The sequence below is a fragment of the Aquipseudomonas guryensis genome (genome assembly GCF_014164785.1).
In the GTDB taxonomy this organism is placed as follows: Bacteria; Pseudomonadota; Gammaproteobacteria; order Pseudomonadales; family Pseudomonadaceae; genus Aquipseudomonas; species Aquipseudomonas guryensis.
This window is the reverse complement of sequence record NZ_JACJFN010000004.1, coordinates 259992-273586: the sequence shown is the minus strand read 5'-3', so window position 1 is coordinate 273586 and position 13595 is coordinate 259992. Positions and strand designations below refer to the sequence as shown.

9 protein-coding genes are annotated in these 13595 nt (G+C 58.2%); 1 reads left to right on the top strand and 8 read right to left on the bottom strand.

The window, feature by feature from the left end; genetic code table 11:
* Window positions 1-13: 13 nt before the first annotated feature.
* From H3H45_RS16475 to H3H45_RS16450, 6 genes are all read right to left on the bottom strand, one after another.
* Window positions 14-946 (bottom strand): hypothetical protein, encoded by a 933-nt coding sequence (locus H3H45_RS16475; protein ID WP_182834788.1) that lies wholly within the window; start codon window positions 944-946, stop codon window positions 14-16.
* Between the two features lie 12 nt (window positions 947-958).
* Window positions 959-2191 (bottom strand): glycosyltransferase family 4 protein, encoded by a 1233-nt coding sequence (locus H3H45_RS16470; protein WP_182834787.1) that lies wholly within the window; start codon window positions 2189-2191, stop codon window positions 959-961.
* A 29-nt stretch (window positions 2192-2220) separates the two neighbouring features.
* On the bottom strand, window positions 2221-3636 hold the full coding sequence (locus H3H45_RS16465; protein WP_182834786.1) for an HlyD family type I secretion periplasmic adaptor subunit: 1416 nt from the start codon (window positions 3634-3636) through the stop codon (window positions 2221-2223).
* Complete coding sequence (locus tag H3H45_RS16460; protein WP_182834785.1) at window positions 3633-5783, bottom strand: type I secretion system permease/ATPase; 2151 nt, start codon at window positions 5781-5783, stop codon at window positions 3633-3635. The genes H3H45_RS16465 and H3H45_RS16460 overlap by 4 nt, the downstream gene beginning before the upstream one ends.
* 381 nt (window positions 5784-6164) lie before the next feature.
* Window positions 6165-6488 carry a hypothetical protein gene (locus tag H3H45_RS16455; protein WP_182834784.1) on the bottom strand — a complete coding sequence of 108 codons (324 nt, stop codon included), beginning with the start codon at window positions 6486-6488 and terminating at the stop codon, window positions 6165-6167.
* A gap of 118 nt (window positions 6489-6606) precedes the next feature.
* Window positions 6607-6849 carry a hypothetical protein gene (locus H3H45_RS16450; protein ID WP_182834783.1) on the bottom strand — a complete coding sequence of 81 codons (243 nt, stop codon included), beginning with the start codon at window positions 6847-6849 and terminating at the stop codon, window positions 6607-6609.
* Window positions 6850-7031: 182 nt separating this feature from the next.
* Between H3H45_RS16450 and gspM the strand changes: the two genes are divergently transcribed.
* Complete coding sequence (gspM, locus tag H3H45_RS16445) at window positions 7032-7403, top strand: type II secretion system protein GspM (RefSeq protein WP_328822397.1); 372 nt, start codon at window positions 7032-7034, stop codon at window positions 7401-7403.
* A gap of 179 nt (window positions 7404-7582) precedes the next feature.
* Here gspM and H3H45_RS16440 read toward each other — a convergent pair whose 3' ends face one another.
* Window positions 7583-8203 carry a tyrosine-type recombinase/integrase gene (locus tag H3H45_RS16440; RefSeq protein WP_182834781.1) on the bottom strand — a complete coding sequence of 207 codons (621 nt, stop codon included), beginning with the start codon at window positions 8201-8203 and terminating at the stop codon, window positions 7583-7585.
* 140 nt (window positions 8204-8343) lie between these two features.
* A complete protein-coding gene (locus H3H45_RS16435) occupies window positions 8344-13434 on the bottom strand; it encodes an ATP-binding protein (protein ID WP_220494324.1) in 5091 nt (1696 codons plus the stop codon).
* Between the last annotated feature and the right edge of the window lie 161 nt (window positions 13435-13595).

The window sequence follows — 13595 nt, the reverse complement described above, 5'->3', positions numbered from 1 at the left end:
TTGATTATGACTGTTAACGCAATACATCTACCCTGTACTTATCTAGCGGAGCTATGCCTTTTAGCTCAACAATACTTTTATATCGCACATCACCTTGACCAAAAGAAGAGCAGCGCTCAACTAAACCAATTAAAAGGTCGGCATATCCTTCAGTTGAGCGCGACACTAAATTATCCATAGCTCTCATGGCGCTAGATGAAAAAGGGCCACGCGTGGACTGCCAGGAACTCCGAAATAACCATAATATTTCCGGGGGCATCAGTAAGCTAAGTGGGAGAGCATTGGGCTTACGATGGAATTCAGCGTCAACATATAACTTTGCATACCTTCTAAAATCATCACCACTTATTACATTGGCTTTCTCATTAGCCTTCGGCATAACTCCGGCCATCACGGCTTGATCAATAAGAAGTTGATGCTGATCCCAGCGAATAACACCACGAACCTTCGGCCGGGGCGAATTGTAAAACTCTAAGCTTACCCACGGACTATATAAGCGACACCCCTTAAAATTTGGACCATTAAAAATATTTGGCAAGGCCACAGCTGGGCGATTTTGAACGAGAGGAGTTCTTACAAAGATAAGAATGGAGCCACCATCATCTTTTGCGGCACAACCACCCCCCTCCTGTAGCAAGCGGTTAACACTTGATGACACAATGCTAACAAAGTGCCGAAAACCCGGATCAGAAACTTCCTCAATAGATGTTACCACCCCCCCTCTAATTTCATCTATGACTTGGATTGAAGGGATGTTTCCATCGCATATCGCAGCATTGGCAACGCCGCCAGCGCAACTCAAGACAAAACAACAAAACAGCAAAAAAACGCGAGCCGGATGAAATCTCCACATTTTTATAACCCTCTCAAAACTGTTCGACATTACACAATCAACAAACAGCGTGTGCCGCATAAAGACCACTTCCAATAAATCAGACAAAGCCATGGCTTTCGGAATCTACACTTCAAGCATATTCGCCCTGTTATTTTCCGAGATTCGGTTGAGCCTTCTTTTATAGCTCCGCACGCCCAAGTCATTTCCGTAGCCTTGAGCGCTGCGCACCGCATTTTCCTGCAACTCGACACCCTTATAGGAGTTATTTAGCACCTCTAAAACTCGAGCTATCAGCATCTGCCTATCGAAGAAGTCCACCAACAACCCGTTTTCGCCATGCGCTATTACTTCCCGCACCGGCGCAGTATCCGAACCAAGTACCAGACACCCGCTCGCCATCGCCTCTAACAGCGACCACGACAGCACAAAGGGATAAGTCAGATAGACATGCACCGCCGACACTTGCAGCACCTTGCGGTACGTGTCGTAAGGCACTTTTCCGAGAAAGTGCACCCGCTCTAGATCTACCGGGTTTTCCCGCAGCATCTTGATTCGCCAGTTCGGCGCATCATTCGGTTTGCTGCCATAGCTCACCCCGTCGCCACCGACAATCACCACCTGGCAAGTCGGGTGCTCTTTCAGCACTTGCGGTAGTGCGCGCATAAAGGTGTGAAAGCCCCTATACGGCTCCATGTTGCGCGCCACGTAGGTGATGATCGGCTCGCCTGCCTTCAGTACCCGGCCATTGGGCAATGTCAGCGTGGCATTCGGATCGGGCCCAAGCAGGTCGGTGTCGATGCCTTCGTGGATGACCTGGATCTTGTCCCGGTAAGCCTCGGGGTGCAGGCTGTGCTGCCAGTGGGTCGGGGTAATGCCTTGGTCGCAGTTTTCCAAGTTGAGCAGGTGCAGGGCGTTGCGGCTGCGTACACGTGCGTAGTCGTCCATGGTCGGCGGGAACTCCGGATCGAAACCCAGATCCGCGCCGTGGGCGTGGTAGTAGTACTCGCAGAAATGGATTAGCCGGGCGTTGGGGAATGCATCCTTGGCATAGAGCGTTTCACCCCAGCCGGGGTGGGCGACGATTACGTCCGGGCGGTAGCCTTTGGCCTTTAGATCCAGCAACAGGCGAAGTACCTGTTGCCCATGCAGTACTGCATCTTCAAAGGTACGCGCATAAGGGTGAGTGTGCTGACTCGCCGCTCGATGCGGCTTGTAGCGCAGTAGCTTGACACCAGGTAAGCCAGGCGCCGTATCTCGCCCGATGGCTAGCACCTGATAGTCAGGCTGCTTGGCCAGGTGCGCCGCTATATGGCGAAACTGGCCGGGGAAGTTCTGGTGGATGAACAGCACTTTCATCGGATGCGCTCTCCTTGGCATCTGTACCGCTAGCGTTCGCTCAAACTCTCATCCTGGTACTCCTTGAGCGGGCTCAGGAAGTAGTCGATCACCTTGCGCTTATTCGTTTTCACTTCCGCGCGCACCGCCATGCCTGGCGACAGTTCAATCCTGTTCTCGCCGACCTGGATGCTGTTTTCCTTGAGCTGGATGCGGGCGCTGTACACCAGGCCGAGCTTCTCGTCCTCGATGGCGTCGTTGGAGATGCTGACCACGGTGCCGTGCACCACGCCGTACTTGGTGAAGGTGAAGGTCTCGACCTTGATCTCCACTTCCTGGCCGGGGCGGACGAAGCCGATGTCCTTGTTCTCCAGCATGGCCTCCACTTCCACCGGCTGGTCCGTCGGCACGATGACCATCAGTGGCTGGGCCTCGGTGACCACACCGCCGTTGGTGTGGATGGCCAGTTGCTGCACGGTGCCGGCCACCGGGGCGGTGAGCTGCATCAGGCGGTTGCGCTGCTCGGCTTTTTTCAGCTCCTGGGCCAGAGCGGCGGCGCGCTGCTCGGACTCGTGTTGCAGATCGAGCATGGCCCGCCGGGTCTGGGCCAGCACGCTCTGCCGACGGCTCTCGGCCTCCAGCTTGGCGGCTTTCAGCTCCAGCACCTTGGCCTGCTGCATGGCCAGCTCGCGTTCCTGATCGAGGCGCAGTTGCTCCTTTTCCAAATAGGCGTGCTTGCCGACGATGGCCTTGTCCAGCAGGCGCTTGTAGTCGGCGACCAGTTGCCGGGTGATCGGCAGGGACTCTTGCAGCGTGCTGACCCAGGCCTGCGCCGCCTGGATTTCCGCCAGCCGTTGCGCGATCTCGGCATCGCTCTGTTCGAGGGTGCTGCGCAGTTCCAGGTACTGACCTTGCAGCCAGGTTTGTGCGGCCTGCTGTTGCTGCGGCGAGGCATGAGGGATCTGTTCGATCAGCGAGGCCGGGGCGCGGTTGTGCTGGATGGCGTCGAGCAAGGCGCGGGCGCGGGCACTGTCGACCTGGGCGGCGAGGAGGTCGTTCTTCAGGCGCTCGACATCGGCGCCGGTGATCTGCGCATCCAGCTCGACCAGCAGTTCGCCTGCCTTGACCTGCTGGCCGTCGTAGACGTGGATGGCCTTGACCACGGCCACTTCGCTGGGCTGGATGATCTTGGTCTTGCCGTTGGGCACGATCTTGCCGGAGGCCGTGGCCACCACGTCGATCTCGCCGACGCAGGCCCAGAGCAAAGCCAAGGCAGCAAAACCCATGATGGTCCACTGGATGTAGCGTGGCGCCGGGTGCACCGGTTGTTCCTGCAGGGCCAGGGCGGCGGGCAGGAACTGCACTTCATGGCTCAGCCGGGGTGGCGCACCCATGTTCTGGCGCTGCCGCCAGGAGTGGCGCCAGGCTTGGCGATAGCGGTTGAGCAGGTCGCGTTTGGCGCTCATGCGGCACCGCCTTGCTGCAGGCGATGCAGGCGCGAGTAATGCCCGGCCTGATGGGCCAGCAGTTCGCTGTGGCTGCCTTGTTCGACAATCTGCCCGCGGTCCATGACCAGGATGCGGTTGGCATCGCGCACTGCAGACAGGCGGTGGGCGATGATGATCACCGTGCGGCCTTGGCAGATGGCCTGCATGTTCTGCTGGATGACCCGTTCGGACTCATAGTCGAGTGCGCTGGTGGCCTCGTCGAAGATCAGGATGCGCGGGTTGCCGATCAGCGCGCGGGCGATGGCGATGCGCTGGCGTTGGCCGCCGGAGAGCGAGGCGCCGTGCTCGCCGACCACGGTGTCGTAGCCTTCCGGCAGCTCGAGGATGAACTCATGGGCGCCGGCCATCTTGGCCGCCTGCATCACCGACTCGAGCGGAGCGCCGGGATCGGTCAGGGCGATGTTCTCGCGGATGCTGCGGGCGAACAGCATGTTGTCCTGCAGCACCACGCCGATCTGCCGGCGAAGGGAGGAGACATCGGCCAGGGCCAGGTCCATGCCGTCGACCAGGACGCGACCGCGCTCCGGGGTGTACAGGCGCTGCAGCAGGCGCGTGAGGGTGCTCTTGCCGGAGCCGGAGCGACCGACCACGCCGATCACTTCGCCCGCCTTGATGCTCAGGCTGATGCCGCGCAGCACTTCCGAGCCGTCGGGGCGGTAGCGGAAATGCACCTGGTCGAACTCGACCTGGCCCTTGAGCGGCGGCAGGGCGCTACGGGTGGCCTGGGACAGCTCGGTACGGGTGTTGAGGATGTCGCCGAGGCGCTGCACCGATACACCGGTCTGCTGGAAACTGGTCCACAGCTGGGCCAGGCGCATGATCGGTTGCGACACGCGCCCGGCGAGCATGTTGAAGGCGATCAACTGGCCGACCGAGAGGTCGCCATTAATGACCAGTTGTGCGCCCAGCCACAGGGTGGCCACCGTGACCAGCTTACCGACCAGGCCGACGCCTTCGTTGGCGATGGTCGACAGGGTCTGGGTCTTGAAGCTGGCGGCCACATAGCCGGCCAGCTGGTTGTCCCATTTGCGGGTGATCTGCGGCTCCACCGCCATGGCCTTGAGGGTGTCGATGCCGTTGACCGTCTCGACCAGAAAGGCCTGATTCTCGGCGCCGCGGGAAAAGCTCTCGTTGAGGCGCGCCCTCAGCACCGGGGTGATCAGGAAGGAGATCAGGAAATACAGCGGCAGCGAGAGCAGCACCACCAGCGTCAGCCAGCCGCTGTAGACGAACATCACGGCGATGAACACCACCGAGAACAGCACGTCGAGAATCAGGGTGATAGCGTTGCCGGTAAGAAAGCTGCGGATGTTTTCCAGCTCACGCACCCGCGCCACCGAATCGCCGACCCGGCGGGCCTGAAAATAGGCCAGCGGCAGGGTCACCAGGTGACGGAACAACCGCGAGCCTAGCTCGACGTCGATGCGACTGGCGGTGTGGGCAAACACATAGCTGCGCAGCCCGCTCAGGGCCGTCTCGAACAGCATGATGCCGAGCAGGCCGATGGCGATCACGTCCAGGGTCGACAGGCCGCGGTGCACTAAGACCTTGTCCATCACCACCTGGAAGAACAGCGGCGTGAGCAGGGCGAAGATCTGCAGCACGAAGGACACCAGCAGCACTTCGCCGAGCAGCTTGCGGTACTTGACGATGGCCGGAATGAACCAGGTGAAGTCGAACTTGCTCAGCTCGCCGGCCAAGGAGGACTCGGAGCGAATCAGCAGCAGCTCGCCGGTCCAGCGCTGCTCCAGTTCCTCGAAACTCAGGACTTCCGGGCGCTGCGCCTGCGGGTCATGGATCAGCGCTTTGCCGTCATCCAGGCGGGCGATGATAAAGAAGCGGCCATCGTGGGCGGTGGCGATTGCCGGCAGCGGGACGTGAGCGAGGCGTTCAAGCTTGCTGCGTACGCTCTTGGCCTTTAGGCCCAGCTGTTTGGCGGCAAGCAGGAGTTCAGGACGGCCAAAGGGGCGGCCATCCTCGGCGAATTCGTGGGCGAGTTGTTCGGGCGAGGCGGCGACGTTATGGAAACGGGCCAACATGACCAAGCAGGCAAGGCCCGAGTCGACCTCGGGCTGGGCGCCCGATCCTTGGGGTTCGTCTGACATCTGCATTCCTTCGCACAGACATGGTCTACATAGGGCAGGCCATCCGATTCATTATGACAATTTACTGGTGGCGTAGTGCCACGAGAAGCCTCGCGTACGACAGAGCTCAACCCTGGATAGATTTTGAGAGGCTCGTCACAAAAAAATGCAACCGTAGCCCATCCAACAAACCCCAAGGCTGGTCACCAGCGTCCGGCTTTCTCATTTGCGCAATTGCACCCACATGCCCAGTCAATTGCCTTGCTAGTGACTACTGGTTGCCTCTCACTTGACCAATAGGAACAAATTCATGACCGCAAAGAACGGCCAATAGCGGACTGATTTGTAGTGGATCAGTCTCCAGCGTTTAGGTGCGCAGGAGTCTAGAAATTCGGGGCCTATTCAAACCAGCACCTCGCAGCCGTCGGCGGCGAAGGCGATCACGGCGACAGCCAGGCGTTCGCCGGAACCCACCACAGGCTCCATGTAGATGGCCTGCCAGCTGGCGACGTACTCAGGCAGCGGCGGGAACTGGTCAATGATGGACTGCGGTACCGGCTCAACCGCGTGCGGTCGACTTGGGCACGCATGGTGGCCCTCTTCCTGCGCCGGCGCCGGTTGGCGTGCATCAGGTGCTGCCAGCTTGTCGTAGATGAACCGTGCGGCCTCTTTGGCCGGCGAAACGCCGTCCCAGAACGCCAGTTCCCACAGCTCTTCGAACTTCACGGCGGTTCACCTGGTTTGAAATCTTGGGGGTGGGTTTGTGGGTCCGCTCCGGACGCGGAACTGGGGCCCAGGGTGAGATGTGCAGCTGCCTCAGCGGCCTGAAGCAGCTGCTGGCGCATTACTCGGCCGCAGTATGCGGGACACGCGTGATGATGAAGCCATCCGGCTCGTTGGAAGACAGGATTTCGAAGTCGGTGCCCAGCTGTGCCGCGACCTTGCGCAGGCCGGTAATGGCCAGATCGTCGTGCCAGCTCTTACCGTTGGCCCGGTAGGTTTTGCCGATCTTGTGGAGCTTGTCCTCGATCGCACCCAGCAGGTTGTCGATGTCTTCGGCGGGAACGGTTACTTGCTTGTGTGTCATGTACAGGCCTTTCGTCAGAGTGATGTTGCTGGTGCTGGTGCCGCACCCGGCAATGACTCGGCCCGCTCAGAGCGGGCTTGGTCGGATGCCAGGAAGCTAGGAGTTTAACCATTCCTCGAAGGTCTTGATTTCCCAGCCCAGGTATTTTGCCTGTTCCACGTAGATGGCATAGCGGTCTTGAGGTGTGCCCACGGCGGTGCCTCCTTCTTTGTCGGCGAAAGGGATTGTTTCAACGATCGGGCCGGTCAATGCGTTATCTGCAGGAGCACGCGCCGCAGGTGCGGGTACTGCAGGGCAAGCTGCAGATCAGTATCGATCCCGCCGCGCTGCAGGGTCTGATCACCGGCAGCGCTGCTGGCCAGGGCCTGAACATCGAGCGCCTGGACAACCAGGGCGATGGCGGCCTGCAGGTCAGCCTGCAGCCCACCGACTTCGCACGTCTGCTGCGCTGGCTGATCAGCCTGGAGGAGCAGGGCGTGCGGGTCGAGGAAGCGGGGTTGGAGCGGGCGGAAAAGGGGTTGGTGAGCACCCGCCTCCTACTGCGTAACAGCTGAGTTGTGAGCCACCTTCGTCTTGGGTGATCGGGCCCATTCACTGAATACCCCGACGCTTGAACTGAATCGCCCCTGTTTCTGTAGACGCGTTGAGCCTCCAGGAAGGGCTGCTAGCCGTGTATAACTGTCCGCTTGTGGCCGGTTAGCGACGGCCTGACACCGACCGTCGCTATACATGGTCAAACCTCGGTCTGCTCCGCCATTTCCAAGGCGTCATCGACCTCAATCCCAAGATATCGAACGGTGCTCTCCAGCTTCGTATGGCCGAGCAGCAGCTGAACCGCCCTCAGGTTCTTCGTTCTGCGATAGATCAGTGATGCCTTCGTGCGTCTCATTGTGTGAGTGCCATACATGGCCGGATCAAGGCCAATGGCTTTCACCCAGCCTTTGACGATACGAGCGTATTGACGAGTGGATAGATGGTCTGAGGTATGTAGGCGGCTCGGAAAAAGGCAGTCCTCGCTACGGAGCTGTGCTTGATGTATCCAGGCCGCGAGAGCAGACCGTGTTTGCTCAGTGATCTCGAACTGCACTGGCCGCTGCGTTTTCTGCTGCATCACCATGGCTCGTGATGACACGTGTTCGCCATGGGCAACGTCTCGCACACGCAGCTTGGTTAAGTCGCAGGCTCGAAGCTTGCTGTCGATGGCTAGATCGAAGAGGGCCAGATCACGGGTTCTTTCTGCGATTTGAAGCCTTACTCGGATGGCCCAGATATCTCTCAGTCGGAGCGGGGTTTTCTGCCCGACCAATTTTCCTTTGTTCCAGGGCTGGCCTCTGCAGGTTGCGATGATATTCATGGCAAATCCTCCACGTGTGGGAGGACAAGGATGGTTAGCCAGAGCAATGGTCGCTAACCGGCCAAAAGCAGTCATCGGTTATCTAGGAAATGCGCGGCTATTCACCTTTCAGGTATTTCCTTGGCAAAAGATAGAGAGCGTCAGGCAGCCGGTGTCACAAAGTCGTCCCTCATTCTGAACGCTGCGGAAGATCCGTTTTCGACAAGCGCGTCGAGCACATACAGAATCGCCTCGCGAAGGGTGAGATCGCGCTTGAGTTCCAGCGGACGTGAGTAGACATGCCGCTGGAGCAGGTTTTCGAGTATGAAAACGGTGTTGGACTCGCGCAGCATATCGGCGTTATTTCCCCGTCTGAGCGCATTTGCGATGTGTACAAAAGCTGCTGGCATGGAGCGCTCGCCGATGTGGTAGAGAAAACGGGCGTAGCTGTCCAGCACGATCGAGACCGGCGGCAAAGCATTGAACAGCAAGTCGACGTTATGGGCGTAGCCTTCCAGGCTACGCCAGTGCCGGACATCGTCCTTCCAAAACGCGGTCAGGAAGATCATCGAGAGTACCTCACTGCCGTATGGGTGCTCTCCATCCAGATGGGCAAGCCACTTGGCGTGCTTGATCCTCTCGGCAAACAGGTTCCACAAAAACCAGTACTGCTTGGTGTGGGAGCTGCGATCCTCGCTGCTGGTCAATCCTTGGATGACGCTATGGATCTCGCGTGGATGCCTGTCAGTGGCATCCAGGATAGGCTGCAGGACCTTTCTGGCATCGACATCTGCCACACGCATGACAAATTCTTGTATGCAGTCGGATATAGCCAGTTCACTTTCGAAGTTTCGGTCACGCCCACTGTGAGAGCGGTCGTACTCGCGGTTCCAGCAGTCGACCAAGTATTCACTAGCGCGCCTGTACGCAGCCACAGCAAGAGGTTCGTTGGGGGCCTGGCCGAGAATCACGAGGACTTTTGCGAATGCCTCGGCACCGAATGCCTCGGTGATGTCGAGCCGGATGTGCGAATCTTCGGTAATGACTCCGTCAGTCCAGAAACTCTCGCGAACCTCTGAGGCAGCGGCAGCGACGATTGCTTCCAACGGTTTCCGCTTGTGGTAACGCTTTTTCTCTTCGGCGGTCCAATCACAATCAGAAATAGCCGCCTCTGTAGCAACGGCATTGACAGCGCGGAGGGCAAGAGCTGGATTTGCTGTCCAGAACTGGTCGTCAATGCCCCTGGTGGCATACCAGCGGACTTCGTCAATCGGGTGGGTTAGTGCAGTGATAAAGGCCAGTTTCACCCGTGGTGTTTGGCTTTGGGACAGGGGCTTGGATAGAAGCAGCGGTACCACAGAAGCGCACGGACGATCTGCGAGCATCGAGAACCGTTGCATGCGGTTTATAGTTTCCCATGCGTCCGCGTGCCTAGAGATTTCCGAGCAGATGACATCAATGCACCAGTCCTGCTCTTGCGGTGACATCTCTTCCCAGTGATCGCGGACACAGACTGCGGCGATAAAGCCGGGGGCGTTTCGGCTGCTGTCCGGATGCTCAGCCGTACGGTCCATCTCCTGCGCACCTGACAGTTTTTCCCTCCATTGAGCAGGGTCAGCAGAATCTGGCTTGTACTTAAAGATCTGGAGCCCCCAGTTGTAGATGCCCAGCCTGGCATTCGTTTCTTCCGTCCCTTTTGCACTCTCCTCAATGAATTGCTGCACTTCCGGAGCCGCTGGCCTGGGCTCCAGGCTGATGTAGTTTTTCGTTGGCTCTTCGCCGTCCACTGTGGATGTCGTGCTCAATGCTGGTTGGGCTTCGGCTACGACATATTGACGCAAGTCCATCCGATGAAGGGCAAGTTGCCATATGAGGTCATCCTCATTGCGCTTGTCCGATGCGGGCAGTTCAGCCAGGTGCTTGTCGATGATCACGTGAACCCGTGGGGCAAGAGGGCCGAATTGCAGGTTTGCGATAGCTACTTCGAGGTCATGTTGACGATGCGGTAGTTCGTTCGACTGCTTCCTCTCCTCTTCGTAGATTTTGTGCTTGGCGTTCAGGGTGGGGAACATTCCCGCAATCATCGATGTCTGGTGCTCGCTGGCCATGCGGCTGCGGTCGATAAGGATGTAGTCCTTTACTGAAAGCAGCACCAGAAGGGCCTCTCCGGATTGGTGGGGATGAGCTGTCGCCACGCTTGCAACGACGGCTGCGAGCGAGGCCGAATCGCTGCGCTGCAGGATCTCGAGCAACACCGCATCCAGCCCTTCGGGATGGGGTTTTGCGTAGCCGAGCAGCCATTTCTCCAGGGCCATCAGTAGAGACTGAAGCACATAGGGGCTGACGCCCAAGCCACGATATATATCCCAGAGACGTGGGTTCACCCATTGTTTCCGCACCAGCCCATCTGTGAACGTCAGCGCAACTTCCCAAGCGGGCTCGAGCGGATCGTGGAGACGAGGATGCGCATACCAGCCTGTGCTGTGGTTGACGACTTGGATCAGGAAATCGAGGCCTTTATCTGGGTGGCGCGTGAGCAGGTTGATCCACGGTCCCCGAAAGGCACTGGCAGGGAAGTAATCATGGTGCAGATATTCCTTGATGCCAAAGTAAAGGCCGATGTCTAGGGATGAGTGGCTGAAGGGCTCTTCGCGCAGAGACTCCTCGGAAGCGAGGAAAGTAACCTGTGCGATGGAAGTCAACAGATCCGGCAGGTCTCGGGCTGCATGCGCGCCGTCGAGACCAGTAAGAATGATTTGGCGGAATTCTTCAGCGATGGGGTCACGGCGGTATCCTTCCTTGACCTGCCCGCGCAGAACGTTTTCGAATCGCTGGGAGGCGGCTTTCGGGATCTTGGCAATGACCTTGAGTACGCGTTTACGTGCATCGCCCCTTCTGAAGCTGTCAACGCGTGGGAGGAGCCAATGAGCAATCCCGGCGATGTCTTCGGCTCCCTCGATATCCGGTGCCCACCAACTCACGCCGCGTACGGCATCCTCGATCAATGCAAGAAGCAGTGGAGAGTCTTCCGGACCAAAACTGCCAATGTTGCGATGAACCAGCCCTGTAACGGTCGCCCAGACCGGGCCATCCGGCTCGCTCAGAGTTGAGCTGTGACCGCGCACGTCGGCAAGCCAGGCTGGCGATGTCATGCAGGCAACGCGCAGGAGGTGGATCACCCGTCTGAGAATGGCTCGATCATTGGCGAGCAAGTCAGCCTCGTGTCGGGCCAGGAATTCGGGTGCAGAAGGTGCCTTCAGCAGCGAAACCAGTGTGTCGTCGCGAAATTGAGCGGGCACATCGGCTTGCGAAATGGCCGCTCGGAAGATCCGGTCTGCAGTGAGTGCATCGCGGTCGACCAGTTCGGCAACCCACTTCCGGTAAGAGCGACGCAGTGCGGGATGCGGACCAATCGCGGAGGACAGCGCCTTGAATGCTGTTTCATCTGTGAGGTGCTGCTCCTCGATCCATTGGAGGATCGCCCAGTCTTCAAGCACGTCGTGTGCTATTGCAACCAGCAGAGGTTTGCCGTCTGGCGACACAACGAGGGAATCCTGTTTCAGCAGAGCGATGGCGACAGGGTCGAGTCCAGAAGCAGGCACATGATCTGAAAGGGCCCGTGCCCTGCGTACAGCCAGCTCTTGCAAGGCCTCTTCGCGTAGACGCGGCATGCCGTTGGCGGGGCTGTCATCCTTACACACGATCTGCCGCCAAAAGACAGACCGGAACTCTCGCTCGCTCTCGGGAAGTGGGCGTCCCGCATCCCAGTGTATGTGGAGTGCTTTGTCGATAAAGTACGGATTGCGCAGGATCTTGCGCAGAGCTGGATTGCCCAGTGGGATCGTCAGTGACGGAAACGTCGTCTGGATCTCTTCTAGCTCGGAGTCGTCTAGTGGTGGCACTTCGATGACAGCGTGATCAATTCCTGCAGGTAGAAGAAAGCTTGCCTGAACCTGCGCTACGGAGTAGCCGCGACAGGTCATGATGATGCCCAGGCCGTCGTCACCCTGAGCAAGCGTCATCAGATCGCTGAACGCATCGCGTGTGGGTTTTTCGAGCAGGCGTTCGACGCTCTCGATGACGAGTACCTTGCGGTCCTGCGCACCGATAATGGCTTGTAGCTCCGTGGCACGTGCAGGAATCTGACTGTTGTGCAGTGTTTCATCAATATGGGCTACGGCGAACTCCTCAACCCGGAAGCCAAAGGCGAAGAATTCGCGGGCAAGAAAAGACACCGCTTCCTTGCCAATGACCGACTTGCCACTACCCGCTGGCCCTGTGATCAGGACAACTTGCTTCGCTTCGATGGCTTCAAAAACTTTCTGGATAATCCCGGCACGCTGCAGGTGTAAAGTCGGCCCAATCGTTTTGCGGATCTTCCGCAGGACAAAATCCGTATGGTTTCGCAAGGCCGTTAGTACACGCTTCTCATGCGTCCCTACCTCGCTGTATGACTGGACAAGAGCGTCTGGAAGGTCGGTGCGTTTCAGTTTTCGAGCGCCTGGATTGGCGTCACTGGTCAAAGCCAGGAGTGTGTTCCAGTCTGCCGATGCGCTGGCGAGTGGATCTGGGGCGGTAGACTTGAGAGCAAGCAGCGTCTTGATATGTGCTTCGGTCTGCCGGGTGGAAGTGTGTAGGTCTAGACTCAGGACGTGTAACACGCAAAGAAAGGGCCAAATATCTCTGGCAGTGATGCCCCTCCCTTCCAGTTCGCCTACGATTTTGCAGAGTTCGCTGCACTGCGTGATGGATTTCTTGGAGATGAAGCCGTCAAGAGATAGTCGCCTCTCGAACTCTTCGCCATCGGATGCGCCTCTGGCGCAGTCGAGCAGCCCTGCGAAATTTTCGAGAAGGGTGTTCGTGCCACGCTGCGTGACAAGTACAAATCGGTCGTGCTGGGGATTGAAAGGGTCAGCTTTCTTGAAGTCTTTCCAGAAATCACCAACAGCTTTCTTGCACTCATCGTCGGCAGCACTGATTGTGAGGCTGCGCTTCACTTGCCCTACAAGTTTTGCTGGTGCTGCGCCTGCCTGCTCGCAGACGACGAGGAAGTCATCTGTATTGAAGCCGAGATGCTCTGTCTGGAAATGAACTTCTCCAACGCCCCTGTCAGTCAATATCGGCGGGATGCTGCGTACGAGCATTTGGGCCAGCCAATACGCCTCAACATGCTGCTCGAAGTAGACGCCTGCGCCCCCGGTGGCAGCTGGACTTGAAACTCGCTCCTGGTATTGCCCATCCACAGTAGCCATCTGACTTTTTCACCAGTTTCCTAATCGGGGCAGCAGCTGCGTTGAGGCTTGCCTCGATAACGATATTTTGCAAGCGCTAACACGGCCCGCCCTACGTTCAAACCGATGAAGAATAACAAGAATGTAGGAATCATTAGTTTCGTCGGGGTCCTATTGATAGT

Bases quoted from the DNA above. Each gene is read 5' to 3' on its own strand.
- H3H45_RS16435 (WP_220494324.1), bottom strand. From the start codon at position 13,434: ATGGCTACTGTGGATGGGCAATACCAGGAGCGAGTTTCAAGTCCAGCT.
- H3H45_RS16465 (WP_182834786.1), bottom strand. From the start codon at position 3,636: ATGAGCGCCAAACGCGACCTGCTCAACCGCTATCGCCAAGCCTGGCGC.
- H3H45_RS16470 (WP_182834787.1), bottom strand. From the start codon at position 2,191: ATGAAAGTGCTGTTCATCCACCAGAACTTCCCCGGCCAGTTTCGCCAT.
- H3H45_RS16450 (WP_182834783.1), bottom strand. From the start codon at position 6,849: ATGACACACAAGCAAGTAACCGTTCCCGCCGAAGACATCGACAACCTG.
- H3H45_RS16440 (WP_182834781.1), bottom strand. From the start codon at position 8,203: ATGAATATCATCGCAACCTGCAGAGGCCAGCCCTGGAACAAAGGAAAA.
- H3H45_RS16475 (WP_182834788.1), bottom strand. From the start codon at position 946: ATGGCTTTGTCTGATTTATTGGAAGTGGTCTTTATGCGGCACACGCTG.
- H3H45_RS16460 (WP_182834785.1), bottom strand. From the start codon at position 5,783: ATGTCAGACGAACCCCAAGGATCGGGCGCCCAGCCCGAGGTCGACTCG.